Source organism: Alteromonas sp. CNT1-28, assembly GCF_022348345.1.
In the GTDB taxonomy this organism is placed as follows: Bacteria; Pseudomonadota; Gammaproteobacteria; order Enterobacterales; family Alteromonadaceae; genus Alteromonas; species Alteromonas macleodii.
In genome coordinates this window covers 94,284-119,177 of sequence record NZ_JAKREZ010000016.1, presented here as the reverse complement: position 1 = coordinate 119,177, position 24,894 = coordinate 94,284, and the positions used below count along the sequence as shown (strand labels likewise).

Genomic DNA, 24,894 nt, shown 5'->3' with positions numbered 1-24,894 from the left:
CAGTTGATTAATACGCAACTGGCTTTTTTTGTACCTGTTACTTAGTCATTTTTCTCAAAGGTAACTACACAGCGATGTTCGTTTAAAAGCGCAAAGTCTTCTTTGGGAATAAAAGCGTCGTAATCACGTTGCAGCTTAACTTGTGCTTCCTTGCGAATTTTACTGCGGCGTATAGCCGTTACGAAATTGCGCATTTCATGGTGAGTAGATAACTCTAGCTCAGGGACTGAAACAGGTGTGCCGCTATCATCTTTGGCAACCATGGTAAAAAAGCTGTTATTGGTATGTTTGACCTCGTTGGTTTTTATATTTTCCGTAGTGACTTTTATCCCTACTACCAAGGATGTGTTTCCGACATAATGAACGGTAGCGTCGAGGTGAAGTAAGTCACCCACTTCAACAGGCTGTAAAAACTCGACGCCATCAACAGTAACGGTTACACAATAGGCTCCTGCGTGTTTACTTGCGCAGGCATAGGCGACTTTATCCATTAACGATAAAATGACACCTCCATGCACCTTACCGCCAAAATTAGCAAAAGATGGCACCATTAATTCAGTCAGTCTTGTTCTTGAAAAAGCGACATTACGTGCAGTCATAAACAACCTTTAATCTTAAGCCCTTGAAAAGCGCCGAATAAGCGTTCATATCAGTATTAGATTTACCCTACCACAAATTTTAAGGAATGGTTTTGTCACAAACGCATTTTTATCAACCAAAAGAAGGTCATGGCTTGGCTCACGATCCGTTTAACGCAATCATCGCACCGCGCCCAATCGGATGGATCTCTACAAAATCAAAAACGGGAGTGTTAAACCTTGCTCCTTACAGTTTTTTCAATGCGTTGAACTACACGCCGCCAATTATCGGATTTTCAGTAGTAGGCAGTAAGAAAGATTCACTGGTAAACGTACAGGAAACGGGTGAGTTTTGCTGGAATCTTGTATCAGAAGATTTGATTGATGCAATGAACACGACAAGTAAACCTCTGGCACCTGAAGAAAGTGAATTTGACCATGCAGGGCTTCAAACTGTAGAAAGTGAAGTGGTAAGCGTTCCCCGCGTAAAAGCGAGTAAGGTGAGCATGGAATGTAAGCTAACTGATGTGGTACAGCTTAAGACCGCCTCAGGTGAGGAGGTGAATAGCTGGTTTATCATGGGTGAAGTAGTGGGTGTACATATTGATAAGTCACTCATAGAGAACGGCGTTTACAGCACGCTGAAAAGTGCGCCAGTTACCCGTGGTGGCGGACGAGGCGATTATTACACTATTTCCCGAGATAACTTTTTCGAAATGCTAAGACCAGAGGGATAGAGCTGGCGATGCTATCTCGATAGATTATTGAGGTCTTCTTGTAAGGCCTCTATTTGTTCTAGTACGGCTAAAAATCTATTTCCAAACTCTGTTACTTGGTATTCAACCCGAGGCGGGAGCTCGTGATACACCGTTTTTTTCAGAATACCAAATTCCGTGTTCTTCTTCAGGCATTGATTTAATACTTTGGTGCTTAGTCCGTCTACAGTACGCACCATTTCACCGGGGCGGTTAATGCCATTTGCCAAGAGTTGGTAAACGGTAAGCGACCATTTACAGCCGTAAATCGTCTCTACCATGCGCGCGCTTTCTTGAGGTGGTATTTTTCGCTCGATTTGTTTTTCCTTAAAATTCATAAAGATGTACCTAAAAGTACTTACTGAACCAAATTATACTTACTATTCATGGAGTTATCTAAGGCGTAAGGTTATCACGAATTGAAAACAGTGAGGGAATTTTAAATGTCACTTTTAAATGATTTTTGTGAAAACCGTAACGCGTTAATTGTAGGCGGTTCAAGCGGTATAGGTCTTGCCACCGCTAAGTTATTGGCGAATGAAGGTGTTAACGTTGTGCTTGTGGGCAAGAATGGTTCCAAACTGGAAGAAGCAGTGAAAGCGGTAAGTACATTCACAAATGTTTCAACCATTAGCATAAACGCTGTCCAAGTTGACTTATATAAGCCTGCAGACGTACAAAAATTAATAAAGTACGTAGAAGATGCAGCTGTACCTTTTCATTACTTAATAAATGCTGCAGGGTATTTTAACCCTAAGCCATTTTTACAGCATACATGCGAAGATTATGATGTTTATCATGATTTGAATAAAAGCCTATTTTTTATCACCCAAGCGGTAGCCAAAAGAATGTCTCAGCACAGTGTTGGCAGTATTGTTAATGTTGGTTCTATGTGGGCTAAGCAGGCCGTTAAGGCGACTCCTTCGTCTGCTTACTCCATGGCAAAAGCAGCGCTGCATTCACTTACTCAGCATCTGGCCATGGAACTTGCCGACGATGGCATACGTGTAAATGCAGTATCGCCAGCGGTAGTTAAAACACCTATTTACAATGCGTTCGTTCCAGAAGAGCAAACCGATGAAGTATTGGAAGGTTTCAATGCGTTTCATCCGATAGGACGTATAGGAACTCCAGAAGACGTGGCACATGGCATCCTTTATCTGTTATCAGAAAGAGCTAATTGGACTACCGGTACCGTATTAGATATTGATGGTGGTGTAATGGCAGGTAGGAACTAATAAATAGGACGTATCATTATCTTGCTTTGTCTTCATTCTAATAACACGAAGCGAGATGATGTATACGTTTATTCGGTAACAATTGCTTGCTCTAAATAAAACGAGATTATCAATGATGCTTAATATGAACTTTGATGAACGCCTAGCGATTAATACGCAAATGCAAGAGTGGCAGGCGTCACCGTCTTCTACGGTATGGCGTAAACCCTTAGAGCGTGAAGCAAAAGAGTCTGGTCATACAACTAGCGTCGTGAAGTACGAAGCTGGCGCGAGCTTTAAGCAGCATAGTCATCCTTATGGTGAAGAAATTTTGGTGCTTGAAGGTGTGTTTTCCGATGAACACGGTGATTACCCTGCAGGTACTTACTTGCGTAACCCGCCAGGCAGTAAACATAGCCCTTTCAGTAAAGAAGGCTGTGTGATTCTGGTTAAGCTGAATCAGTTTGATAAGCGCGATTTGAGTGAAGTACGCGTAAATACAAATAAAGCACAATGGCTGCAAGGGCAGGGCGGTTTACAAGTGATGCCGCTCCACAACTTTGAGCATGAACATGTGGCGCTAGTTAAGTGGCCCGTGGGAGAGGTATTTAAGCCTCACAAGCATTTCGGAGGTGAAGAAATTTTTGTGCTATCGGGTACATTTAAAGACGAACATGGTGCATACCCAAAAGGCACATGGTTGCGCAATCCTCATATGAGTCAGCATCATCCTTACGTGGATGAGGAAACAATAATATGGGTGAAGACAGGGCATTTGCCAGTAGCGTTGTAGGCCGCCACTTCATTTGTTGCAGGTAAATCAAAACCAGTGTTTTACTTGCGGTCAATTGCTACAAACGGAAAAGGCTAACCCGAGGTTAGCCTTTCTTTTTGTTTAATCTCACTAGATTAAAGTTAGCCCGGTAACACCTAACTTTAAAACACTAACCTAGTAAAAGCCGGACTTAATCCCAAATACCCTCTTCTGACTTACCCTGTATTTCACAGTCGCCCGCTTTGTATTCCATGTTTGCGCCGGTGTCTTTTTTCTTAAAGTAGTCTTTGCTGATAGACACAATGGTAGGGGTCATCCATACAATAGCAATGATGTTTATCACCGTCATTAGGCCCAACGCCATATCGGCCATGGCCCATACCTGAGGTAGGGCTGCCTGTGCGCCCCAGTAAATCATGCCTAAATAACCAATAGTGTAAACTGCACGGCCTATTTTATTATCTAGCTTGAACATGTGCAGATTACTCTCGCCATAGGCATAGTTTGCCACTACAGACGTGAATGCAAATAAGCTGATGGCGGCAGCCACAAAATCAGTACCGCCTTCGCCTAGGTGACTGCTCATCGCATCTTGGGTTAGGCGTATGCCTTCCATTTGATCAGAGCTTGAACCGCCAGCAAGTAAAATGATGAAGGCAGTAGACGTACATAGCACGAGTGTATCTAAGAAAACGCCTAGCATCTGAATGTAACCCTGTGATACGGGGTGATTAGGGTTTGGCACAGCACTCGCCGCAGCGTGCGGTACAGAGCCGCTGCCTGCTTCGTTTGAATAAAGCCCGCGCTGAATACCATTTTTAATGGCCGCACCGAGTGCACCAGCGCCAGCTTCCTGCAAGCCAAATGCTGATTTAACGATATCGAGCAGCATGGCTGGCAGTTCGGAAATATTAATGAAGGTAATAGCCAAAGCCACAAGCACGTAGCCTATTCCCATAAATGGCACCACAAACTCGGCAAAGCGCGCAATGCTTTTAAGGCCTCCCACGACGATTAAGGCTGCCAGTGCAATAATGGCTAGGCCTACATATTCCGTGGGGAATGAGTATGCATTGTTTAATGCATCGGTAATAGTATTGGCTTGAACGGCGCTAAAGACAAAGCCGTAGCCAAAGAACAAACATAGAGAAAATGCGACTGCAAGCCAGGTTTTGTTCAAACCCTGCTTGATGTAATAAGCGGGACCGCCACGGAACTCGCCGTTTTCGTCACGGACTTTATATAGCTGACCTAGTACACTTTCGGCAAAGCCAGTGGCCATACCTAAAAGGGCAATCATCCACATCCAAAAAATAGCGCCAGCACCGCCTAGAGATATAGCAACCGCGACGCCAGCTAAGTTACCCGTGCCTACGCGAGCCGATAAGCTGGTACATAAAGCTTGGAATGAACTGATCCCATCCTTAGTAGAAGTGTTACTGCCCTTTAGTAGGCTGAACATATGGCCGAAGTGCCTAAGCTGCACACCGCCAAGTTTAACGGTAAACCAGATACCACATGCAAGCAGCATAATGATAAGTACCTGACCGTCTCCCCAAAGAATATTGTTAACTAATGAAACGAATTCGTTTATCACGCACTTTCCTTCGTTATTGTTTTAATTATTGCTCGGCGTGTAGAAATGAACTGAACATGACAGGTGCGTTGTCAGAACAAACGCTTCGGCTTAAGCAAACTTTTATTTGCTAAACCTTGGAATAAGCCGAGCTATATCGATAAAAAACCAATACTAGCACGACAATTAAATGATTGGACAATGAAAACGTACTGAAACTATGACGTTTTATGCTCGCATATAGCAAATTTATTCATTCATGGGGGAGAAGAACACATTTGCTGAACAATACGAGAGTACAAACAAAAAAACCGCTCAAAAGAGCGGCTTTTTCAAGAATATGGCTGGGGTAACAGGACTCGAACCTATGAATGGCGGGATCAAAACCCGCTGCCTTACCAACTTGGCTATACCCCAATATTGGTGCGGAAGGAGAGACTTGAACTCTCACGCCGTGAAGCACTGGAACCTAAATCCAGCGTGTCTACCAATTCCACCACTTCCGCAATGTAGACTTCCAATTAAGGAATAAGTAAAAGTTGGTGGCTACGGCGAGATTCGAACTTGCGACCCCATCATTATGAGTGATGTGCTCTAACCAACTGAGCTACGTAGCCTAAACTTTTATCTTCAATAAAAAGCCGCTCGATGAGCGGCTTCTCAAGAATTTGGCTGGGGTAACAGGACTCGAACCTATGAATGGCGGGATCAAAACCCGCTGCCTTACCAACTTGGCTATACCCCAAATGGTGCGGAAGGAGAGACTTGAACTCTCACGCCGTGAAGCACTGGAACCTAAATCCAGCGTGTCTACCAATTCCACCACTTCCGCGTAGACGCTAGCTATAATAGTCATTCAAAAAGAATGGCTGGGGTAACAGGACTCGAACCTATGAATGGCGGGATCAAAACCCGCTGCCTTACCAACTTGGCTATACCCCAGTCGTGGTGCGGAAGGAGAGACTTGAACTCTCACGCCGTGAAGCACTGGAACCTAAATCCAGCGTGTCTACCAATTCCACCACTTCCGCGCAGCTAGACTTTCCTAAAAGAGATAAGTGAGAATTGGTGGCTACGGCGAGATTCGAACTTGCGACCCCATCATTATGAGTGATGTGCTCTAACCAACTGAGCTACGTAGCCTTGCTATTCTCTTCCCTCTCAGGAAGTGGCGCGTATTATGCGTATATGACTGGCAACCGTCAACCCCTTTTTTACTAACTTTTTTTAAATGCTCATTAAGTGTGCGCATTAGGGCGAAATACGCGCAAAAAGCCGTGAAATTGAACAACTTGCACGAAAAAAGTTAGCTATTTACCACGCTTTGTTACTGGTTTTTGTTTGGTAATAACATACGTCAATAGGGCGCGGGCCATACGTATTGTCATGAAAAAACGGGTTATCTAAGTTTCTTCCTGTGTTTGCCCGTTTTTTATATTCTTCATGATGCGGCGTTTGTAAGAAATAAGGTGCCGCGTTGTTTGCATGCACAAAAGCCTGCTTAATTTTGCTTTCTTGCGTTATATCATCTAGAACGCCACCTCTGTCCATATTTCCTCGCGGCAACTTTTGAAGCACATCCATACCGTGCAGTACGCGACCAACGACCGACATATTTCTGTCTAAGTGTCGTGGTGCTTGCCCAATCACAATATAAAACTCCGTACTGGCTGTATCTTTCTCGCTATTGCGAGCAAACGCCACAACACCTGGGCAGTGAAGCCCCCACATTTCTTTTCGGCTTTTATCAATGCCTACTGGAAAGCCATCTAAAAATCCGGTGTTAGGCGCAAACATATCCTGATTCTCAACCACGTTTACATTGCTATTAAGCGGTTGCGTAAATTCAGCGTTAATAGGTTTAAGCAGATTCGGCGGAAATTGTGATGCGTCATGCGTATCGTTGCTGCCTGCCTGTGCCACAAACCCGTCTACTACACGATAAAATGCTTGTTCGTTATAAAAGCCTGCGTCTATTAAACTTTTAAACCTGGCCACATGTTTTGGTGCAAGGGTAGGGTGAAGCGCAATAACTACATCGCCATATGCAGTTTTAAACGTCACAGTATTACTCTGAGGAACTTGATACCAACTGGCAGTGTTACTTGCTAATGCTGGTGCCTTTTCAACAGCATCGCTACTGATTTGTGAATTCACTGGATTAGTTTGAGGTTCACTGGCAAAAGAAAAATTAGCCAGGCTTAACAAGCACAACGCTTTAATTGAGGTTCTTAAAACAGAAAATCGTTTGGCGTGCTGTGATTTGCTGCAAGTTAAAGGGCGTGAAGCGCAAAGCTGATTAATAGTCATTACAAAAGCCGTTAGTTTTTTACTAGTTATATCAGGCCTATGTGCGCTTCACAATTATTCGCTAGAAACAAAAAAGCCACCTTGCGGTGGCTTTAGTAAACAGTGCTAATTTCTACAATAGAAATTACACGTTAAAGCGGAAGTGAATAACGTCACCGTCTTTAACAATATAGTCTTTACCTTCTAAACGCCATTTACCCGCGTCTTTCGCACCTTGCTCGCCGTTGAACTCAACAAAGTGTTCGTAGCCTACGATTTCAGCGCGAATAAAGCCTTTTTCGAAGTCGGTGTGAATTTTACCTGCCGCTTGTGGTGCAGTTGAGCCTTCAGGGAAGGTCCACGCACGTACTTCTTTTACGCCTGCAGTAAAATAGGTTTGTAGCGTAAGCAGGCTGTAACCCGCACGAATTACGCGGTTAAGACCTGGTTCTTCTAGACCCATGTCTTGCATAAACTCTTCGCGTTCGTCGTCTTCAAGCTCAGCAATATCAGATTCGATTGCCGCGCATACTGCAACTACAGTCGCATTCTCGCCTGCTGCAATTTCTTTAACCTGATCAAGGTACGGGTTGTTTTCAAAACCGTCTTCATTCACGTTGGCAATGTACATGGTTGGCTTAAGGGTAAGCATGTTCATGTAGCTGATTGCCGCAAGCTCTTCTTTAGTCAGTTCAAGTGAACGTAGTAACAAGCCTTCGTCTAGGTGCGGCTTAATCTTTTCAAGCACTTTCATTTCGTACTTAGCTTCAGCATCGCCACCTTTTGCGCGCTTAGCAACACGGTGAAGTGCTTTTTCTGTTGTTTCTAAGTCAGCAAGTGCAAGCTCGGTGTTGATAACATCGATATCGTCTTTAGGGCTAACGCGACCTGCAACGTGAACAATGTTCTCATCATCAAAACAGCGTACTACGTGACCAATAGCGTCAGTCTCACGGATGTTAGCAAGGAATTTGTTTCCTAAACCTTCACCTTTAGAGGCACCTTCAACCAAGCCAGCAATATCTACGAATTCCATGGTAGTAGGAATAACGCGCTGAGGTTTTACGATTTCAGCCAACTTGTCCAAACGAAGATCTGGCACAGGAACAACACCTGTGTTTGGCTCGATAGTACAAAACGGGAAGTTTGCCGCTTCAATACCTGCTTTAGTTAATGCATTGAAAAGTGTTGATTTACCTACGTTTGGTAGGCCAACAATACCGCATTTAAAACCCATGGTATGGATCCTTAGTTTGGAAAAGTGATAACTGGCTAGGTTTACCCTTTGTGCGAGTGTAACCTGTTTTGTGCTTGCTTAAGGTCTTCTTTCAGCAAAATTTCTGTACAACGTACCGCTTCATCGATGGCACTTTCAATGGCTGCTTTTTCTTCTGCTGGTGGTTTTCCAAGAACATGGCCGGTAACGCGGCTTTTATGACCTGGATGACCAATACCTATGCGCAAACGCAAAAAATTCTTGTTGTTACCCATTTTAGCCACAATGTCACGTACGCCATTTTGACTAGAGCTTCCGCCCACTTTGTATTTTGCAACACCTGGGGGTAAATCTAACTCGTCAAACGCTACTAATATTTGTTCTGGTTCTATGCGGTAAAAGTTAGCCAGTGCTGCTACGGCTTGTCCACTTTTATTCATAAAGGTAGTGGGGTAGAGCAAACGGATATCTTTGCCTGCAACTGTAATGCGAGCAGTTTTACCGAAGAATTTGGTTTCTGGTTTTAGCGGGGCGTTGTAGGTGTCGGCTAGTTGGTTGAGAAACCATTCACCGGCATTGTGTCGGGTATTTTCATATTCGGGGCCTGGATTACCCAGACCCACGATAAGGCGGATATCAGCCAAGAGGATTATTCCTCAGAAGCTGCTTCTTCGCCGTCTTCTTCTGCTTCAGCCGCTTTAGGAGCAGGCTTAACAGTTACAACCGCTAGGTCGTGAGCTTCGTCGTTCTTCGCAAGTTCTACTGAAGAAACGCCAGCAGGTAGAGTTAGGTCAGAAAGGTGTAGCGTTTGACCCATTTCAACACCAGCCATGTCTACTTCGATGAACTCAGGAAGGTTCTTAGGTAGACAAGTAACTTCAATTTCAGTTACGTGGTGCTCAGCAATACCGCCAGCTTTAACAGCTGCAGATTTCTCTTCATTTACGAAGTGAAGTGGTACGTTAGTGTGAACGTCTTGACCAGCGATTACACGTTGGAAGTCAATGTGTGTGATCTTTGGCTTGAACGGGTGACGTTGCATATCTTTAACTAGAACTTCAACAACTTTACCGTCAAGGTTAATCTCAAGAACGTGAGAATAAAACGCTTCAAAGTCAGCAGAGTTGTTTACTTTGTTATGATCTAGTGTGATAGAAACTGGTGCTTCTTCACCACCGTAGATGATACCAGGAAGCTTATCTTCGCGACGTAGGCGGCGGCTCGCACCTTTCCCTAGGTCTGTACGAACAGAAGCGTCTAGTTTGAAATTTGCTTCAGACATTGTCTGTCTCCAAAAATATAAGTCTAATGATGTGAGCTTTTGCGACCAAAACCCACTGTAAAATGATGTGAATTACGTTTAAAAATAACTTTTTATGCGCAATAAAACACCAGCCCAAAATTCAAGGGCGGCGAATTCTAACACCACCTACCAAAACATACAATTACAAAGGCAGATAAAATATCCAACCAAGCAAATGTGAGTGTTCACGTTGCTCACAATAGAAGAAGCGCACCTTGGCGCGCTTCTATCATATTTATAGGAAAAAGCACTTTGTGAAGACTAACTTGACCGTTAATGTCTCTTTCCTATGGCTTCACAAGGTCAACAGGCCTTGGGAACATAGCAACTTTTTACACAAGCGTTTACTTCGTCAGCACCACTCTGTAATGGGCTTTACCTTCTCTTAATCGCGCAATTGCCTCATTTACGTCATCAAACTTGAAGGTTTCGGTCACAGGTTCAATATTGTGGTGTGCGGCGAAATCTAGCATGGTTTTAATGGTCGCAGGGCTTCCCACTGGCGAACCTGACACACTTTTCTGACCACCGATTAAGTTAAACGCACCAATATCTAGAGGTTCAAGGGTGGCGCCTACAAAGTGAAGTCGGCCTTTCGGTGCCAATGTAGATAGGTACAAGTTCCAGTCAAGCTTTACATTTACGGTTGAAATAATTAAGTCAAACCGACCGCGCGCTTTTTTAATTTCATCTTCATCACGGCTATTAATTGTATCTGACGCGCCTAGCTCTAGCGCTTCCTTCTTTTTAGATTCGCTTGAAGTGAACGCTACTACCTTACATCCCCACGCATTTAAAAACTGCAGGGCAAGATGACCCAGGCCGCCAATACCAACTACACCCACTTCACTGGTAGGACTAATACCAAACTGGACTAATGGGTTGAAGACGGTAATACCTCCGCAAAAAAGAGGGCCTGCCTTTGTGCTATCGATAGCATCGGGAAGGGGAATGACGGCACGTGCTTGGGCGCGCACTTTATCTGCAAATCCACCGTGACGACCACCTATGGTCATCGTAGCATCGGCACACAGGTTATGATCGCCTTCTTCGCAGGTTCTACAACTATTGCAGTAGCCTGAATGCCAGCCTAAACCGACACGCTGTCCCAACTTAAGTGACGTTACATGTTCACCTATTTGGCTAATTGTGCCGACAACCTCGTGACCAGGCACAAAGGGATATTCTGTCATGCCCCATTCATTATCGAGCATGCTTAGGTCGCTGTGGCAGATACCACAGCTTTCAACGTCTATTTCAACATCATGTGAACCAAGCTTACCGGGGTCGTATTGAAACTTTTCTAGTTTTCCACCCGCTTCTTTAGCGGCATATGCATTTATCATCAATAACCGTCCTTTTAAGTGTTGCTTCGCAACATTAACGCGTAAGCAAAAATTCTATAATTGCTAAATCGCTAGCTTAATTACCTTTATAAGTAATTTGCTACACGCAAAGCAATATTCACGATCATTGTGTTTGCAGGTTATCAATGACTTTACTGGTATCGAGTACTTTAACGCTTGATACTTGAAGCACCGTACCGAATTGCGTAAAGGTCATCATATCAGGTTTAGGCGTACCTTTAACTTCCACAACAAGGCCGTTCTTTTGATAAGTTTCATCTAAACCATGTAGCGTATAACGATCGCCGTTTTCAGCAATAAAAGCGTAAAAACCGCCTTCGAGATCTTTATAAATAATACTGCCCTTCATAGTCATTTCACCTTTTGCATTATCTTCTATTGCTTCAGCCTGGGTAACAGGTTCGGCTACCAGTTCCTTGGGCATAGAACTCTTATCATTAGCTTGAACTGTGGAAGATTTTTCTTTCATCTCAGTTCCTTGTTTCTCGAGTTCTGCTTGCTTCACTGAGTCGTCATCTCCAGAGCATCCCGTTGTATTTAAAAGGGCAGTAATTACTGCAACAAGGCATAGTGTTTTTGTTTTCATTTTATGTCCTTCATAGTAGTTTTAACGCGCAACAATTCTTAACGTTAAACCTAAAGTAGATGAAAAGAAAGTCACATTAACGTGTTGGAAAGTGGCAATAGAATATATCTAAGACGTAAAGAGAACGTATTTGGATTGATGTACTATGCAAAGGTACAGTTTGCTTTTAAAGAAAAAAGAAAGGTAAAAAAAAGCCGGCGCCACTTACATGGGCCAGCTCTTTGGTAGGAGTAACAATATTTAAATTTTAGTATTCAAACATTGCTGAAATAGACTCTTCGTTGCTGATGCGACGAATAGTTTCTGCAAGCATCTCAGATAAAGTAAGCTGTTTTACTTTTCCAATTTGCTTCATCTCTGCACTTAATGGGATAGAGTCGGTAACGATAATTTCGTCAATAACAGACTCTTTTAGATTGTTTGCAGCGTTACCTGAGAAGATAGCGTGAGTCGCGTAAGCATAAACACGGCGCGCGCCATGCGCTTTAAGCGCTTCTGCTGCTTTTGCAAGCGTACCGCCTGTGTCAATCATGTCATCGACAATGATGCAGTCTCTGTCTTTTACATCACCAATGATGTTCATTACCTGAGCCACGTTCGCTTTAGGGCGACGCTTATCGATAATGGCAAGGTCGGTATCGTTAAGTAGTTTCGCAGTAGCACGTGCACGTACAACACCGCCAATGTCAGGAGAAACGACTACAGGGTCGGCAAAATCACGTCTTACCATGTCAGCAAGAAGGATAGGAGTACCGAATGCGTTATCCACCGGAACATCAAAGAAACCTTGAATCTGTTCGGCGTGTAGGTCGATAGTAAGTACGCGGTCAACACCAACGTTAGACAGGAAGTCAGCCACTACTTTCGCAGTAATAGGCACCCTAGCTGAACGAACACGACGGTCTTGGCGTGCATAACCAAAGTAAGGAATTACTGCTGTAATACGACCAGCTGATGCGCGACGTAGTGCGTCGATCATCACAATAAGTTCCATAAGGTTATCGTTAGTAGGCGCACACGTAGACTGGATAATAAAAACGTCCGAGCCACGGACGTTTTCATGAATTTCTACGCTGATTTCACCGTCACTGAAACGGCCAACTTTGGCATTTCCAAGTTTGGTGTAGAGGCGATCGGCAACTTTCTGGGCAAGTTCTGGTACGGCATTACCTGCAAAGAGCTTCATATCTGGCACAAGTGGTTCCTCAGTGCGTTGATAAAAGAGGTTTGGCTGGGGTAGCAGGACTCGAACCTACGAATGGCGGGATCAAAACCCGCTGCCTTACCAACTTGGCTATACCCCAATTTTTAAGTTCTTGTCCGATGTGGCGTACACGCTATCTTTGTTGTTCTAATTTGTCTAATAGTGGTGAGCGATTCACACCTTTTGCGACAAAACTCTGCCAAGCTTCAGGCATTTGAGCCCTAACTTGTTCGGCTAAAGTGTAGTCAGAAAAAGTGGCAAACACGCATGCACCTGTGCCCGTCATTCGCGACGGTGCGTAGTGTACCAACCACTGTAATAATTTTGCAACTTCAGGATAGCGATTCGCGACTAATTGCTGACAATCATTCCAAGTTTTTTCAAATTTATAGTCTTCCCAACGTATTGCAGGTGTATTTCTGGGCAAATCGGGCGAGGTAAACACTTCGGCTGTGCTGACATGAACATTTGGGTTCGCTACAAGAAAATACTGTTCTCTTTGGGGAGCTGGCGTTATCTCTTCTCCCACACCTCCTGCAAATGCCGTTAGACCTCGCACAAAAATAGGTACATCAGCGCCTAAAGCTAGCCCGAGTTCAGCAAGTTCATCTTCACTTAGCGCAGTGTTCCATAGGTGGTTAAGCGCCACTAATGTGGTTGCAGCATTCGATGAGCCTCCACCAATGCCTCCACCCATAGGAAGGCGCTTGTCTAGCGAAATAACGGCACCTTTATTACATTCTGTTTTTGTTGCCAGCAGTCGTGCTGCTTTTACAATTAAATTGTCATCGTCTGGCACACCATCAAGAGGTGTTTCCATGCGAATACTTGTATCGCCTGTGCTTATGTCAAAGGCGAGCGTATCGCCATAATCCAGCATTTGGAAAAGGCTTTGAAGCTGATGATAGCCGTTGTCGTAGCGGCCAAGAATATGTAAAAAAAGATTTAGTTTGGCGGGAGAAGGCCACCAATCTTTATGTTTAGAAACAGATGCGTTCACTACAGAGTCCACTGATAAATTTTAATTTTAAGCTGAGTTTTAGGCATTTCGGGCGTTTCGTTTTGAGTAAGCGTTATGCTGTGAGGCAACCATACAGATGTGCCATCAATTAGTTCAACACTACCGTAATTACCGTAAGCAACTTGCCAATTGCGGCAACCTTGGCAATAGCTTTCAAGGGTATTAACCAATCCTTTTTCAGTTAGGGTGAATTTATCACCGTCCAGCGGTAGTCCTTTTACCCAAGACAATAGTGATTCCACCGGAATTACCATTCCCGTTATCTGGTAAATAAGTGGTTCTGGTAAAGCATCTACATACGTTTCACCGTCAGCCTCTAATACCGACTGCTGCTGGGTAACGTTAAGGTTAACCAGACTTACTCCTAGAAAATTGGTTAATCGAAAATCAAAATCACCGGAATCGTTTTTCCAGACTAAATTCAGGCTGGCCGCTTCCTTTCCTTGGCGAAATGCAATTTTTCCGCGCATTTGCCACTGATGTACTTCAGCAACTTTTTCAAGTTGCGCCGTGAGGTTTACCGCGTTTTCTGGGCCTTTGGGAGCGGTTGTGCATGCGCTCAGTACGAAGCAGAGAAACAACAGTAGGGAAATAAAGCGAATCATTAAGGCGCGTTACCTGTATAAAAATAAAACACATTTAATTGTGACATTATGGGAACACAGTTTCACCAACACTTTCAATCATTTTGGGTTTTTCGTACAATGCCGCTCCGACGTTGCCAGCACAGATTTTAATGACTTTACTCGCCCTCGGTATTAACCACAAAACAGCACCAGTAGCACTTCGCGAAAAAGTGGCCTTTACACCAGATTCTCTGGTGGAAGCGCTTGCGAGTTTAAAAAAGCTGGAAGGCGTAGATGAGTCTGTGATTGTATCGACGTGTAACCGCACTGAACTATACGTTAATACTCAAGACGATACGGGCCAAAAGCTTCTACAATGGTTAAGTGACTTCCATCATTTAGATGTAGAAGAGATTGCCAGTAACAGCTATGTGCTCGCGCAGGATGAAGCGGTAAAGCACATTATGCGCGTAGCCAGCGGACTTGATTCACTGATTTTAGGTGAGCCTCAAATCTTGGGGCAGGTGAAGCAGGCTTTTGGTGATGCAAAACACTCAGGTATGGTGAGCAGCGAGTTTGATAAGCTGTTCCAACATACGTTTTCAGTGGCGAAGCGAGTTCGCAGTGAAACAGATATAGGTGCAAACGCGGTAAGCGTGGCTTATGCAGCCGTTCAGTTGGCCAAGCATATATTCGCTGAACTACCAAAACGTTCAGTGTTATTAGTAGGAGCTGGCGAAACCATTGAACTTGTGGCTCAGCATTTGAAAGAGCAGGGCGTGAACTGTTTGGCGGTGGCGAATAGAACTGTAGCGCGAGCAGAAGCCTTAGCCGAAACACTAGATGCGAGTGTGTTTACCTTATCGCAAGTGCCAGAGCACTTAAAAGACTTTGATATCGTGATAAGCTCTACCGCTAGCCAACTGCCCTTAATTGGCAAGGGTATGGTGGAGAAAGCCCTTAAACAGCGCAAAAATACGCCGATGTTTCTGGTGGACCTTGCGGTACCACGAGATATTGAGTCAGAGGTTAACGAGCTAGGCGATGCCTATCTTTATACTGTTGATGACCTGCAGCATATTGTTCAGAAGAATTTAGAAAACCGCGAGCAAGCAGCAAAAGAAGCGGAAAAGCTCATCGACAAACAAGCTGGCGACTACATGACGTGGAAGCAGTCGCAGCAATCGATAGATTTAGTAAGACAGTATCGCCAAAAAGGCATGGCACAGCGTGACGATATTGTGGAAAAAGCCAAAGCGCAATTAGCGGAAGGTAAAAATGCCGAAACGGTATTAGAAGAAATGGCGTATAAATTAACCAATACGCTATTGCACCCAACAACCTTAGCGTTACGCGAGGCTGCCATGCACGATGACCCGGCATTGAGCCGATGGATGGGACAGGCATTAGATTTATCTGACTTTTCGTCAGACGATAATAAATAAGGTAATAAGAAGCATATGAAAGAGTCGGTAGTTAGGAAACTCGAACACTTAGTCGAGCGTTTCGAAGAAGTTCAGGCGTTGTTAGGCGACCCTGGAGTTATCGGCGATCAAGATAAGTTTCGCAACTTGTCAAAAGAGTTTAGTCAGCTAGAAGATGTAGTGGCAGGCTTTAATGCTTATCAGCAAGCACAAGAAAACTTGGCTTCAGCGCAGGAAATGTTGAACGAAGATGACGCTGAAATGCGCGAGATGGCACAGGAAGAGATGAAAGATGCCAAGGCGGAAATTGAACGCCTTGAAACTGAACTTCAGGTGCTACTCCTGCCAAAAGATCCTAACGATGATAACAACTGTTTCTTGGAAATTCGCGCTGGTGCGGGTGGTGACGAAGCGGCAATATTCGCAGGTGACTTGTTCCGCATGTACAGCCGTTATGCCGAAAGTCGTGGCTGGCGTGTAGAGTTGGTTAACGCCAATGAAGGCGAGCATGGCGGTTATAAAGAAGTCATTGCGAATGTTAGCGGCGATGGCGTGTACGGCGTATTGAAATTCGAGTCGGGCGGTCACCGCGTACAGCGTGTACCAGAAACCGAATCACAAGGCCGTATCCATACCTCGGCATGTACTGTGGCGGTATTACCAGAAATTCCAGAGTCGCAGGCAATTGAAATTAACCCTGCAGAGCTTCGCATCGATACCTTCCGTGCATCAGGTGCGGGTGGTCAGCACGTTAACAAAACCGACTCGGCTATTCGTATTACTCACTTGCCAACAGGCTTGGTAGTGGAATGTCAGGACGAGCGTTCACAGCACAAAAACCGTGCGAAAGCGATGTCGGTACTTCAAGCGCGCTTAAATCAGATTGAAGAAGAAAAGCGTGCAGCAGAAGAGGCTTCTACTCGTAAGAGCCTAGTCGGTAGCGGTGACCGCTCTGAGCGAATTCGTACTTATAACTTCCCGCAGGGACGTGTAACCGACCACCGTATCAACCTGACTATTTATCGTTTAGACGAAGTGGTGGAAGGTGACCTTAAGCAGCTTATCGACCCAATTTTGCAAGAGCATCAGGCCGATCTACTGGCCTCTCTGTCTGACGAATAACGCTTTCTTGTTACACAAACTGTTTATAGAAAAACAATGCGCATAGACAACGCCTTAACATGGGCTGCTGAACAACTAGAGGGTGGGGAGTCACCCTCTATTGATGCCAAAGTCATGTTGGCGAACATTCTAGGTAAGTCACAAACTTACCTATTCACATGGCCTGATAAAACCTTGGATGCCGCCCAAAAAGCGCAGTTTGAAGCGGATGTGGCCAAGCGTAAACGGGGTGAGCCCGTGGCGTATATTATCGGCAAGCGTGATTTCTGGACCCTGTCACTGTTTACCTCGCAAGATACATTAATTCCACGACCGGATACAGAAGTATTGGTTGAGCAGGTGTTCAATTGGGCAAATCAACAATCCTCTGCATCCTTATCTATCTGTGATTTGGGAACAGGTACGGGCGCCATTGCGCTGGCATTAGCGAGCGAACTGCCAGAAGCATCCGTTACTGGCGTAGACTACCAAGAGGGGGCGGTGAAGCTTGCTACCCGCAATGCTCAAGCTAATAGCATAGCCAATGCGCATTTTGTGCAAAGTGACTGGTTTAGTGCGCTGGCAGGTCAAACCTTCGACATTATTGTTTCAAACCCACCTTACATAGAAGAATCCAGTCCATACCTTAATGAGGGCGACGTGCGTTTTGAACCTAAAACAGCATTAACCTCGGGCACTGACGGCCTAGACGACATAAAACACATCATCAATAGCGCGCCGCAATATCTCAATAAAGGTGCCTTACTTGCATTCGAACACGGCTTTGACCAAGGGGTTGCGGTCAACGCTTTGCTCGTAGATGCGGGATTTGTAGACGTCAAAACTGTTAAAGACTACGGCGACAATGACCGTGTAACGCTAGGACAGTGGCAGTAGTTTTCAACTTCCAAAGAAATTATCTTTCCTGTAGTTATCAAAATTTAATTGCAAACTTGCTAATATTTTGTTTTACATTAGTATCTATTAAGCGGTTGTAAGACCTCAAAAAGCACTAAGTTAAACAATCTCTTACACTACAGGACGTACCAGATGAATGATGACTTTCTTTTCGCAGAAGATGACGATGAAAATGAAGTAGATGATCTGGGTAGCTGGAAAGTACTCATTGTTGATGATGAACCCGAAGTACACGCCGTTACCAAGCTGGCGCTAAATGACTTTAGTTTAAATGGCAAAACCCTTGAGTTTGTTAGTGCCTATAGCGGAGAGGAAGCGAAGGCCATTTTCAAAACCCATGATGATATCGCCGTTGTGTTACTTGATGTTGTTATGGAGACTGATGACGCCGGTCTTAAAGTGGCGGAGTATGTTCGTAACGAATTAGACAATCATTTCACGCGTATTATTTTGCGTACTGGACAACCTGGCCAAGCCCCTGAAAAAGATGTCATCATTAATTACGACATCAACGACTACAAGTCGAAAACCGAACTGACCGCGCAAAAACTTTTTACTGTTATCATTGCAGCGCTCCGCTCATATCGAGATATTATCGTTATCGAAGAAAATAGACGCGGCCTTGAAAAAATTATAGATGCGTCTGTGGATTTATTTTCCTCTCGTTCCCTCGAAAAGTTCATGCAGGGCATCATTCAACAGCTGGCGTCTATTCTGGGCTGTTCAAAGGATGCTGCTTACATTACTACAGCGGTGGCAACCACATCGCGTACTATTAATACCAGCAACAACAAACTGGGTGACGACGAACTATATGTTTTTGCTGGCAACGGTGAGTACGCCAGTAAGGAAGGGGTGCCTTTAAAAGACGCGATTAGCGCACAAGAATATGCCCTGTGCGCAAGAGCTATGCGCGATAAGCAAATTGTTTATGCAGAAGATCACGTTGTGGCTTATTGCAACAGTAAAAGCCACAATGGCGCACTCTTGTACTTGTCAGGATTACCGAGACGAATAGGGGAAAGTGATCGTCATCTGGTAAAACGCTTTTCAGACAGTGTTCAGCTTGCTTTTGACAACGTACTTAAAACCGTAGATGTTGAAGCGACGCAGAAAGAAATAATTGAGCGTTTAGGTCGAGCGTTAGAGCATGAGTCAAATGCATCAAATAATCTCACAAGAATGGTTGAAATGGCGCAACTGTTGGCAGAAAAGGTTGGGCTGAACGAGCAAGACATCCACGCATTACGCCTTGCCGTGCCACTCCATGATATTGGGACGTCTATAGTGCCTAAATCTATTTTGCACAAAACGACGCCGTTAACCGAAGAGGAAGTATTTAAAATACGTCAGCATGCTGAATTTGGTTACCAGATCTTGCGAGATTCAAGCCGGCCCACTATCCAACTTGCAGCAATGTTAGCAAAGCAACATCACGAACGCTGGGATGGAAAGGGATATCCAGACGGGCTTAAAGGCGAAGAAATTGATATAAAAAGCCGTATTGCCACGTTAGTTGATGTGTTTGATGCACTGTTAAACGCAAGGCCGTATAAGCCAGCGTGGACAATTGATAAGGTTGAAGCCGTATTGAAAGAGGAAAGTGGCAAGCACTTCGACCCTGATTTAGTTCAGTGTATGCTAAATGACCTTCCGGCCTTTATGGCAATTCAAGCTCAATTCCCTGACGCATAATGATTTATTTCTCCGTTATTTACGTACTGTAATACGTTACAATAACAGCCTCTAAACAGGCGCCATAATTAAAACGAAGGCAGGTGCTACATGCACCTGTTTTTTTGAGTCTGCTACTCGTATTCTGAGTCTGTTGAATTTTGCATTGCTGTAAAACTAAATCGGCTCAATTAACACCTGTGTTAAAGTAACCAGAAGCAGCCTTACTATCTAATAAGAACAGGAACACATTATGTACATGATGGCTAAACACCTTCACATGACCGCCGTTGGCTTGAGCATATTATTTTTTGTCTTTCGCTTTATATGGAGTCAATTCGACGCTACAGCACTTAGCAAAAAATGGGTTAAAATTCTCCCTCATATCATTGATACCGTGCTATTAGCCAGCGCAATTTGGCTATGCATTATTTTGTCTCAATATCCTTTAGTTAATGCATGGCTCACATTTAAAGTTGTGGGCGTGGTGCTGTACATAGTGTTTGGATTGTTTGCATTGAAAAAAGCCAAAACAGCGTTAGGCAAATGGAGCTTTTTCGTAGCAGCGCTTGTTGTGCTTATGGCAACGGCTATGGTTGCTGTAACCAAACAACCTCTTTTTTAAGATTTAATTGGAAATAGATAATGTCTGAATCTCAACAGATTATTAATGTAGGTAACGTTGACGTTGCCAACCACTTGCCGTTTGCTCTGTTCGGTGGAATGAACGTACTTGAGTCTCGCGATCTCGCTATGCGTATTGCAGAACACTATGTTGAAGTAACGCAAAAGCTCAATATTCCGTACGTTTTTAAAGCCTCGTTTGATAAAGCGAACCGTTCATCTGTGACTTCTTACCGTGGGCCTGGCATGGAAGAAGGGTTGCGTATTTTTGAAGAAATTAAGTCGACCTTTAACGTTCCGCTTATCACTGATGTGCACGAACCGCACCAAGCAGCTCCCGTAGCTGAAGTGGTGGATGTTATTCAACTGCCTGCTTTCTTGGCGCGCCAAACCGACCTTGTGGTTGCAATGGCAAAAACCGGTAGCGTTATCAATGTGAAAAAGCCTCAATTCTTAGCACCGCATGAAATGCGTCACATCATAGGAAAACTAGGCGAAGCGGGGAACGATAAGGTTATTCTTTGTGAGCGTGGTAGCTGCTTTGGATATAACAATTTAGTTGTGGACATGCTTGGCATGGACGCAATGAAAGAATATGCCCCAGTAATATTTGATGCGACTCACGCACTTCAAATGCCGGGTGGCCGAGCGACGTCTGCAGATGGTCGTAGAGCGCAAGCTGCACAGTTGGCCAGAAGTGGTATGGCATTAGGTTTGGCAGGGCTATTTATAGAAGCGCATCCTAACCCAGATGAAGCACTATGTGATGGGCCTTGCGCACTGCCGTTGGCAAAATTAGAGCCTTACTTGCAGCAGATGAAAGCACTAGATGAATTGGTGAAAGGTTTTGACGCGTTAGATACAAGTAATACCTAAGCTAGTATTTGATGGCGTATGCCGGTGCAAGCACCGGCATGCGTATCAGGTGTGTGAGTTGCTTATTCCGCTTCAGAAACGTTTACGCGCTCTTCACCTTTTGTCATTGCTAATAAGTTCTTGTGAAGCTGAACTTGCGTCTCTTCAGCTAAAATCGCTTTAGACTGCTTTTTCACAACAATGTGCGCATCGTTTTCTGGCAGTACTTCGGCCATTTTTACGCTGGTCATTGCTGTGTTGATTAACGATTGTAGATTGATCTTTTCTGGTTGTGCGTTAGCATTTGCAGCAGCGCTTACAAAAGCCATTACAGAAACACTAGCTAAAAGTAATTTTTTCATTTTCACACCTAATAAAAATAATTAAATAATTGTTGATGAATGTTAAAATGTTTAACAAATGTTCATCATAAAATGCTGAAATTAAATGTTCTTTTTTAATTTCGGGTAAATTATAGTCAGTGGGTGGTGAAAAATAAAACGAGTAAAAGTATGGGTTGTCATTAGAAAAACTAATGAATTTGTCATGCTTCGGTCACACTGGATTAAAAACGATATATGCATCGACGTTTACCCCCTCTCAACGCCTTGAAATCGTTTGAAGCGGCTGCTCGCCATTTGAGCTTTACTAAGGCTGCCGATGAGCTGTTTGTTACGCAAGCTGCCGTTAGCCACCAGATAAAAGCGCTTGAAGATTTCTTATCGATGAAGCTATTTCTTCGAAGAAATAGAACCCTGCTTCTAACCGAAGAAGGTCAAGCTTATTTTCTTGAGCTAAAAGATATCTTCAAAAACTTACAAGATGCGACAGAAAGGCTACTTGCGAAGGGCAGTAAAGGTGCTATCACGGTAGCGATGCCGCCCAGCTTTGCGAGCCAATGGCTGGTACCCCGTATTCATAAGTTTAGCTTGGCGCATCCAGACATCGACGTACGCATCAAGGCAGTTGATTTCGATGAAGGCTTCTTAGAAGACGATGTAGACGTTGCGATATATTACGGTAAAGGTCGTTGGGCTGGTCTTCAAGCCGACCAGCTACATCGAGAGTTTCTAACTCCGCTTTGCTCTCCAATGCTTTTTCAAGGCCCCAAACCTTTATCCAGCCTGTCTGACTTAAGGCACCACGTGTTGCTTCACGACTTAAGCCGTACTGCATGGAAAAATTGGTTGAAGCATGTAGGTGTGGTTGGCGTAAACGTTAACCAAGGACCGGTTTTCAGTCACTCCATGCTAGTTTTGCAAGCCGCTGCACTCGGTCAAGGCATTGCGTTGGGTAACACGGTACTTGCAAGGCCGGAAATTGAAGCGGGAAGGCTAGTTATGCCGTTTGAAGAACGCGTGGAGAGTCGCGATGCGTTTTATCTCGTGTGTGAGGAATCACAGGCTGAACTCGGTAAGATTTCGGCATTTAGAGACTGGATCTTAGCGCTGGTCGAAGCTGAACAAGAGGACTTGTTGTAATATGACTAAGTTGAACACCATTGCTGAACAGCCTAGTTTTGACATTGAATTGCATGAAGCCGATAAGCCCTTAGCGTGTTTGATACTAGGCCACGGAGCCGGCGCCGGTAAGGAACATGAGTTCATGCAAGACATTGCGAAGGAACTGGTTGCTAGAGGTATATCAACCGTTCTTTTTAACTTTCCCTATATGCAAACCATAAAAGCTACCGGTAAGCGTAGGCCTCCCGATAAAGCCGATAAACTTATGTCACATTTTACTGCGGTGATTGAAACCTGCAGCAAAGATAACAAAGCCTTGCATAACTTGCCTGTGTTCATCGGTGGAAAGTCGATGGGCGGGCGTATGGCGACCATGGTGTACGAAGCGGTGAGCAATGTAAAAGGCGCGATAGCGCTGGGCTATCCGTTTCACCCTCCTGGTAAGCCAGAAAAAACACGAACCGAACATCTGCAAACGGCGTCTAAGCCTTTGCTTATTATTCAGGGTGAACGAGATACCTTTGGTACAAAGAGCGAAGTAGAAGATTACAAAAAGCGTCGCGTATTATCTACAGACATTGAGTGCGCCTATTTGGACGACGGCGATCACAGTTTTAAGCCTCGCAAAGCAAGTGGCAAAACGCAGGAAGAACACATTGTTACCGCTGCCACGCTTACCGCTTCTTTTATTGAAGCCCATTTAAGTAATTAATGGTTAATTAGAAATCAGAGCGAAAGACTAATTTAATGAAAACTGAAAAACTTAGGTTTGCCACCGTTGCTAAACCTTATCTTATTATTGGCGCATTGCTAGCGGGCCTTTCTGTGGTACTAGGTGCGTTTGGCGCACATGGTTTAAAAAGCGTATTAACTGCACAGCAGCTCAACACGTTTGAAATTGGCGTGCGTTATCAAATGTATCACGCATTAGCCTTGCTGCTTTTGCCTGCGCTGTCAGGCGTTGTCTCATCGATGTGGGCTAATCGTGTAGCGTTTTGTTTTGTTACCGGAACTGTGTTGTTTAGTGGAAGTTTATATGCGCTAGGAATAAGCGGTATTAAATGGTTTGGCCCGATAACGCCTTTGGGTGGCATGTTCTTTATTATTGGATGGGTGTTGTTAGTGATTGGACTGATAAAAGGTCATTATTTAAACAAGCAACAAAAAGAAGAGCAGAACAAAACTCACCACACGCCGGGGGCAGGTAATGTCTAACACCAGTATTTTGGGTTATTGCCGACCTGGTTATGAAAACGATACGGCTAACGAACTTACATCGCGTTACGGTGAAGCCCAGTGTTATGGCTACCCAGTGTCGAAGAAGAACAGTGGCTTTGTGCTTTATCATTTATATGATGGCTCGCAGCTAGAGCAAACCATTACCCAGTTTGCTGTTTACGACAGTATTTTTCCTCGTCAGCTGGTGGCAGTTTTTGCCACTCTTACCGATATAGAAAAAGAAGACAGAGTAGGGCAAGTGCTTGAAGCCCTAAAAGAGGTAGAAAAACCATTTCAAATTTTTGGCGCCATAGACGTCGAATACCCAGATACAGAAGAAGGTAAAACCCTCGCAAAGTTCTGCCGAAAGTTTACTGTTCCTCTTCGCCAAGCCCTAAGAAAAGCGGGATGGCTCACCGCAAAGGAAAATTTAGGTAAGCCAAAGCTACATATTTTCTTTGAGTCATTTGAGATTTGCCACATTGGCTATACATTACCCAGTCATGCTAGTGGCGATCACTTGGGTATTTGCCGGTTAAAGTTCCCAAGTGATGCGCCGAGCCGCTCGACGCTTAAACTTGAAGATGCTTTAGTGAATATGCTGAGCGACAAACAGCAGGCTAAGGTACTTCGAAGCGGTGGACGTGCCGTGGACCTAGGTGCATGCCCGGGTGGTTGGACATATCAGCTGGTGAAGCGCGGAATGTATGTTGAAGCTATCGACAATGGACTTGTAGCCGATAGTTTAATGAGCACGGGCTTGGTTGAACATCACGCGGCAGACGGGTTTACCTATCGACCACAATTTGGTCGTGTAGATTTGCTGGTATGTGATATGATAGAGCAACCCGATAGGGTAGCTAAATTGATGGGTGATTGGTTAGTTAAGCACTGGGCAACGCACGCAATATTCAATTTAAAGTTACCTATGAAACAACGTTATGAAACTGTAGTTGAAGCCATGACGTTGCTAAGAGGCCGATTAAATGCCTTGGAAGATGCATTTGCGGTGAAGGTGAGGCATCTCTACCACGACAGAGATGAAGTTACAGTAACAATTGTTCGCACTTCAAAAGATGAGGTGTGATTTTGTTATTTTTCAAAAAAGTGTCATTAATTAATAAGTTATTGATACTTAAAGAAAAGAATTGATGGTGGCGCGGA

26 protein-coding genes and 9 tRNA genes are annotated in these 24,894 nt (G+C 44.3%); 13 read left to right on the top strand and 22 right to left on the bottom strand.

Going from position 1 to position 24,894, the window contains the following annotated elements:
* Positions 1 to 41: 41 nt before the first annotated feature.
* Complete coding sequence (locus tag MHN02_RS11700; protein ID WP_014976142.1) at positions 42 to 599, bottom strand: acyl-CoA thioesterase; 558 nt, start codon at positions 597 to 599, stop codon at positions 42 to 44.
* A gap of 92 nt (positions 600 to 691) precedes the next feature.
* On the opposite strand from MHN02_RS11700, the gene MHN02_RS11695 reads away from it, so the two are divergent.
* Positions 692 to 1,315 (top strand): flavin reductase family protein, encoded by a 624-nt coding sequence (locus MHN02_RS11695; RefSeq protein ID WP_014976143.1) that lies wholly within the window; start codon positions 692 to 694, stop codon positions 1,313 to 1,315.
* A gap of 11 nt (positions 1,316 to 1,326) precedes the next feature.
* Here the strand turns inward: MHN02_RS11695 and MHN02_RS11690 are convergent, their stop codons facing one another.
* Complete coding sequence (locus MHN02_RS11690; RefSeq protein ID WP_014976144.1) at positions 1,327 to 1,671, bottom strand: helix-turn-helix domain-containing protein; 345 nt, start codon at positions 1,669 to 1,671, stop codon at positions 1,327 to 1,329.
* Positions 1,672 to 1,776: 105 nt separating this feature from the next.
* Between MHN02_RS11690 and MHN02_RS11685 the strand changes: the two genes are divergently transcribed.
* Both MHN02_RS11685 and MHN02_RS11680 read left to right on the top strand, forming a co-directional pair.
* Entirely contained in the window at positions 1,777 to 2,571 is a 795-nt protein-coding gene (locus tag MHN02_RS11685; RefSeq protein WP_014976145.1) for an SDR family oxidoreductase, read from the top strand.
* Between the two features lie 115 nt (positions 2,572 to 2,686).
* Positions 2,687 to 3,343, top strand: a complete 657-nt coding sequence (locus tag MHN02_RS11680) for a cupin domain-containing protein (protein WP_239246308.1) — start codon at positions 2,687 to 2,689, stop codon at positions 3,341 to 3,343.
* A 172-nt stretch (positions 3,344 to 3,515) separates the two neighbouring features.
* Here MHN02_RS11680 and MHN02_RS11675 read toward each other — a convergent pair whose 3' ends face one another.
* The 19 genes from MHN02_RS11675 to lolB all read right to left on the bottom strand — a co-directional run bounded on the left by MHN02_RS11675 (position 3,516) and on the right by lolB (position 14,492).
* Positions 3,516 to 4,922, bottom strand: a complete 1,407-nt coding sequence (locus MHN02_RS11675) for an alanine/glycine:cation symporter family protein (protein WP_061485388.1) — start codon at positions 4,920 to 4,922, stop codon at positions 3,516 to 3,518.
* Positions 4,923 to 5,242: 320 nt separating this feature from the next.
* Positions 5,243 to 5,318, bottom strand: a tRNA-Gln gene (locus tag MHN02_RS11670).
* Positions 5,319 to 5,322: 4 nt separating this feature from the next.
* Positions 5,323 to 5,407: transfer RNA gene (locus MHN02_RS11665), tRNA-Leu, on the bottom strand.
* A gap of 34 nt (positions 5,408 to 5,441) precedes the next feature.
* Positions 5,442 to 5,518 (bottom strand) — tRNA-Met (locus tag MHN02_RS11660).
* Positions 5,519 to 5,570: 52 nt separating this feature from the next.
* A tRNA-Gln gene (locus tag MHN02_RS11655) sits at positions 5,571 to 5,646 on the bottom strand.
* Positions 5,647 to 5,648: 2 nt separating this feature from the next.
* Positions 5,649 to 5,733 (bottom strand) — tRNA-Leu (locus MHN02_RS11650).
* A 34-nt stretch (positions 5,734 to 5,767) separates the two neighbouring features.
* Positions 5,768 to 5,843 (bottom strand) — tRNA-Gln (locus tag MHN02_RS11645).
* A 4-nt stretch (positions 5,844 to 5,847) separates the two neighbouring features.
* Positions 5,848 to 5,932: transfer RNA gene (locus MHN02_RS11640), tRNA-Leu, on the bottom strand.
* 35 nt (positions 5,933 to 5,967) lie between these two features.
* A tRNA-Met gene (locus tag MHN02_RS11635) sits at positions 5,968 to 6,044 on the bottom strand.
* 171 nt (positions 6,045 to 6,215) lie between these two features.
* On the bottom strand, positions 6,216 to 7,058 hold the full coding sequence (locus MHN02_RS11630) for a peptidylprolyl isomerase (protein WP_239246203.1): 843 nt from the start codon (positions 7,056 to 7,058) through the stop codon (positions 6,216 to 6,218).
* A 277-nt stretch (positions 7,059 to 7,335) separates the two neighbouring features.
* The gene (gene ychF, locus MHN02_RS11625; protein WP_014949009.1) at positions 7,336 to 8,427 is read right to left on the bottom strand and encodes a redox-regulated ATPase YchF; all 1,092 of its coding nucleotides are present in this window, start codon (positions 8,425 to 8,427) and stop codon (positions 7,336 to 7,338) included.
* Positions 8,428 to 8,468: 41 nt separating this feature from the next.
* Entirely contained in the window at positions 8,469 to 9,050 is a 582-nt protein-coding gene (gene pth / locus MHN02_RS11620) for an aminoacyl-tRNA hydrolase (protein WP_014949010.1), read from the bottom strand.
* Between the two features lie 5 nt (positions 9,051 to 9,055).
* A complete protein-coding gene (locus MHN02_RS11615) occupies positions 9,056 to 9,688 on the bottom strand; it encodes a 50S ribosomal protein L25/general stress protein Ctc (protein WP_239246201.1) in 633 nt (210 codons plus the stop codon).
* Between the two features lie 365 nt (positions 9,689 to 10,053).
* Positions 10,054 to 11,055 (bottom strand): NAD(P)-dependent alcohol dehydrogenase, encoded by a 1,002-nt coding sequence (locus tag MHN02_RS11610; protein WP_239246199.1) that lies wholly within the window; start codon positions 11,053 to 11,055, stop codon positions 10,054 to 10,056.
* A gap of 124 nt (positions 11,056 to 11,179) precedes the next feature.
* The gene (locus MHN02_RS11605; protein WP_239246197.1) at positions 11,180 to 11,662 is read right to left on the bottom strand and encodes a ribose-phosphate pyrophosphokinase; all 483 of its coding nucleotides are present in this window, start codon (positions 11,660 to 11,662) and stop codon (positions 11,180 to 11,182) included.
* Between the two features lie 247 nt (positions 11,663 to 11,909).
* Positions 11,910 to 12,857 (bottom strand): ribose-phosphate pyrophosphokinase, encoded by a 948-nt coding sequence (locus MHN02_RS11600; RefSeq protein WP_014949014.1) that lies wholly within the window; start codon positions 12,855 to 12,857, stop codon positions 11,910 to 11,912.
* 33 nt (positions 12,858 to 12,890) lie between these two features.
* A tRNA-Gln gene (locus MHN02_RS11595) sits at positions 12,891 to 12,966 on the bottom strand.
* Between the two features lie 33 nt (positions 12,967 to 12,999).
* Positions 13,000 to 13,866, bottom strand: coding sequence for a 4-(cytidine 5'-diphospho)-2-C-methyl-D-erythritol kinase (gene ispE / locus MHN02_RS11590; protein ID WP_239246194.1), 867 nt, complete (start codon positions 13,864 to 13,866; stop codon positions 13,000 to 13,002).
* Complete coding sequence (gene lolB, locus MHN02_RS11585; protein ID WP_239246192.1) at positions 13,866 to 14,492, bottom strand: lipoprotein insertase outer membrane protein LolB; 627 nt, start codon at positions 14,490 to 14,492, stop codon at positions 13,866 to 13,868. Before lolB ends, ispE begins: the two co-directional genes overlap by 1 nt.
* Positions 14,493 to 14,623: 131 nt before the next feature.
* On the opposite strand from lolB, the gene hemA reads away from it, so the two are divergent.
* From hemA to kdsA, 6 genes are all read left to right on the top strand, one after another.
* Positions 14,624 to 15,898, top strand: a complete 1,275-nt coding sequence (gene hemA, locus MHN02_RS11580; protein WP_239246190.1) for a glutamyl-tRNA reductase — start codon at positions 14,624 to 14,626, stop codon at positions 15,896 to 15,898.
* Positions 15,899 to 15,913: 15 nt separating this feature from the next.
* On the top strand, positions 15,914 to 16,999 hold the full coding sequence (gene prfA, locus MHN02_RS11575; RefSeq protein ID WP_014949018.1) for a peptide chain release factor 1: 1,086 nt from the start codon (positions 15,914 to 15,916) through the stop codon (positions 16,997 to 16,999).
* A 36-nt stretch (positions 17,000 to 17,035) separates the two neighbouring features.
* On the top strand, positions 17,036 to 17,875 hold the full coding sequence (gene prmC, locus MHN02_RS11570) for a peptide chain release factor N(5)-glutamine methyltransferase (RefSeq protein WP_239246188.1): 840 nt from the start codon (positions 17,036 to 17,038) through the stop codon (positions 17,873 to 17,875).
* A 153-nt stretch (positions 17,876 to 18,028) separates the two neighbouring features.
* On the top strand, positions 18,029 to 19,591 hold the full coding sequence (locus tag MHN02_RS11565; protein WP_014949020.1) for a response regulator: 1,563 nt from the start codon (positions 18,029 to 18,031) through the stop codon (positions 19,589 to 19,591).
* Positions 19,592 to 19,829: 238 nt separating this feature from the next.
* Positions 19,830 to 20,195 carry a SirB2 family protein gene (locus tag MHN02_RS11560; RefSeq protein WP_230598726.1) on the top strand — a complete coding sequence of 122 codons (366 nt, stop codon included), beginning with the start codon at positions 19,830 to 19,832 and terminating at the stop codon, positions 20,193 to 20,195.
* Between the two features lie 20 nt (positions 20,196 to 20,215).
* Complete coding sequence (kdsA, locus tag MHN02_RS11555) at positions 20,216 to 21,070, top strand: 3-deoxy-8-phosphooctulonate synthase (protein ID WP_061485402.1); 855 nt, start codon at positions 20,216 to 20,218, stop codon at positions 21,068 to 21,070.
* A 62-nt stretch (positions 21,071 to 21,132) separates the two neighbouring features.
* On the opposite strand, the gene MHN02_RS11550 is transcribed toward kdsA, so the two are convergent.
* Positions 21,133 to 21,411 carry a hypothetical protein gene (locus MHN02_RS11550; protein WP_014949023.1) on the bottom strand — a complete coding sequence of 93 codons (279 nt, stop codon included), beginning with the start codon at positions 21,409 to 21,411 and terminating at the stop codon, positions 21,133 to 21,135.
* A 216-nt stretch (positions 21,412 to 21,627) separates the two neighbouring features.
* Here MHN02_RS11550 and MHN02_RS11545 point away from each other — a divergent pair, with 216 nt between their 5' ends.
* The 4 genes from MHN02_RS11545 to rlmM are packed head-to-tail and all read left to right on the top strand — an operon-like array spanning position 21,628 to position 24,817.
* Complete coding sequence (locus tag MHN02_RS11545; protein WP_239246185.1) at positions 21,628 to 22,530, top strand: transcriptional regulator GcvA; 903 nt, start codon at positions 21,628 to 21,630, stop codon at positions 22,528 to 22,530.
* 1 nt (position 22,531) lies between these two features.
* On the top strand, positions 22,532 to 23,224 hold the full coding sequence (locus tag MHN02_RS11540) for an alpha/beta family hydrolase (RefSeq protein WP_239246183.1): 693 nt from the start codon (positions 22,532 to 22,534) through the stop codon (positions 23,222 to 23,224).
* A 35-nt stretch (positions 23,225 to 23,259) separates the two neighbouring features.
* Positions 23,260 to 23,727, top strand: coding sequence for a DUF423 domain-containing protein (locus tag MHN02_RS11535; protein ID WP_239246181.1), 468 nt, complete (start codon positions 23,260 to 23,262; stop codon positions 23,725 to 23,727).
* The gene (rlmM, locus tag MHN02_RS11530; RefSeq protein ID WP_239246179.1) at positions 23,720 to 24,817 is read left to right on the top strand and encodes a 23S rRNA (cytidine(2498)-2'-O)-methyltransferase RlmM; all 1,098 of its coding nucleotides are present in this window, start codon (positions 23,720 to 23,722) and stop codon (positions 24,815 to 24,817) included. Before MHN02_RS11535 ends, rlmM begins: the two co-directional genes overlap by 8 nt.
* The last annotated feature ends 77 nt before the right edge of the window (positions 24,818 to 24,894 follow it).

What these genes read in the sequence shown, in the direction of transcription:
- kdsA (WP_061485402.1), top strand. Translation starts at nt 20,216, where the DNA reads ATGTCTGAATCTCAACAGATTATTAATGTAGGTAACGTTGACGTTGCC.
- MHN02_RS11560 (WP_230598726.1), top strand. Translation starts at nt 19,830, where the DNA reads ATGATGGCTAAACACCTTCACATGACCGCCGTTGGCTTGAGCATATTA.
- MHN02_RS11680 (WP_239246308.1), top strand. Translation starts at nt 2,687, where the DNA reads ATGCTTAATATGAACTTTGATGAACGCCTAGCGATTAATACGCAAATG.
- MHN02_RS11535 (WP_239246181.1), top strand. Translation starts at nt 23,260, where the DNA reads ATGAAAACTGAAAAACTTAGGTTTGCCACCGTTGCTAAACCTTATCTT.
- MHN02_RS11685 (WP_014976145.1), top strand. Translation starts at nt 1,777, where the DNA reads ATGTCACTTTTAAATGATTTTTGTGAAAACCGTAACGCGTTAATTGTA.
- ychF (WP_014949009.1), bottom strand. Translation starts at nt 8,427, where the DNA reads ATGGGTTTTAAATGCGGTATTGTTGGCCTACCAAACGTAGGTAAATCA.
- MHN02_RS11605 (WP_239246197.1), bottom strand. Translation starts at nt 11,662, where the DNA reads ATGAAAACAAAAACACTATGCCTTGTTGCAGTAATTACTGCCCTTTTA.
- MHN02_RS11615 (WP_239246201.1), bottom strand. Translation starts at nt 9,688, where the DNA reads ATGTCTGAAGCAAATTTCAAACTAGACGCTTCTGTTCGTACAGACCTA.
- prmC (WP_239246188.1), top strand. Translation starts at nt 17,036, where the DNA reads ATGCGCATAGACAACGCCTTAACATGGGCTGCTGAACAACTAGAGGGT.
- MHN02_RS11690 (WP_014976144.1), bottom strand. Translation starts at nt 1,671, where the DNA reads ATGAATTTTAAGGAAAAACAAATCGAGCGAAAAATACCACCTCAAGAA.
- MHN02_RS11610 (WP_239246199.1), bottom strand. Translation starts at nt 11,055, where the DNA reads ATGATAAATGCATATGCCGCTAAAGAAGCGGGTGGAAAACTAGAAAAG.
- lolB (WP_239246192.1), bottom strand. Translation starts at nt 14,492, where the DNA reads ATGATTCGCTTTATTTCCCTACTGTTGTTTCTCTGCTTCGTACTGAGC.
- MHN02_RS11700 (WP_014976142.1), bottom strand. Translation starts at nt 599, where the DNA reads ATGACTGCACGTAATGTCGCTTTTTCAAGAACAAGACTGACTGAATTA.
- hemA (WP_239246190.1), top strand. Translation starts at nt 14,624, where the DNA reads ATGACTTTACTCGCCCTCGGTATTAACCACAAAACAGCACCAGTAGCA.
- prfA (WP_014949018.1), top strand. Translation starts at nt 15,914, where the DNA reads ATGAAAGAGTCGGTAGTTAGGAAACTCGAACACTTAGTCGAGCGTTTC.
- MHN02_RS11565 (WP_014949020.1), top strand. Translation starts at nt 18,029, where the DNA reads ATGAATGATGACTTTCTTTTCGCAGAAGATGACGATGAAAATGAAGTA.
- MHN02_RS11540 (WP_239246183.1), top strand. Translation starts at nt 22,532, where the DNA reads ATGACTAAGTTGAACACCATTGCTGAACAGCCTAGTTTTGACATTGAA.
- MHN02_RS11545 (WP_239246185.1), top strand. Translation starts at nt 21,628, where the DNA reads ATGCATCGACGTTTACCCCCTCTCAACGCCTTGAAATCGTTTGAAGCG.
- rlmM (WP_239246179.1), top strand. Translation starts at nt 23,720, where the DNA reads ATGTCTAACACCAGTATTTTGGGTTATTGCCGACCTGGTTATGAAAAC.
- MHN02_RS11550 (WP_014949023.1), bottom strand. Translation starts at nt 21,411, where the DNA reads ATGAAAAAATTACTTTTAGCTAGTGTTTCTGTAATGGCTTTTGTAAGC.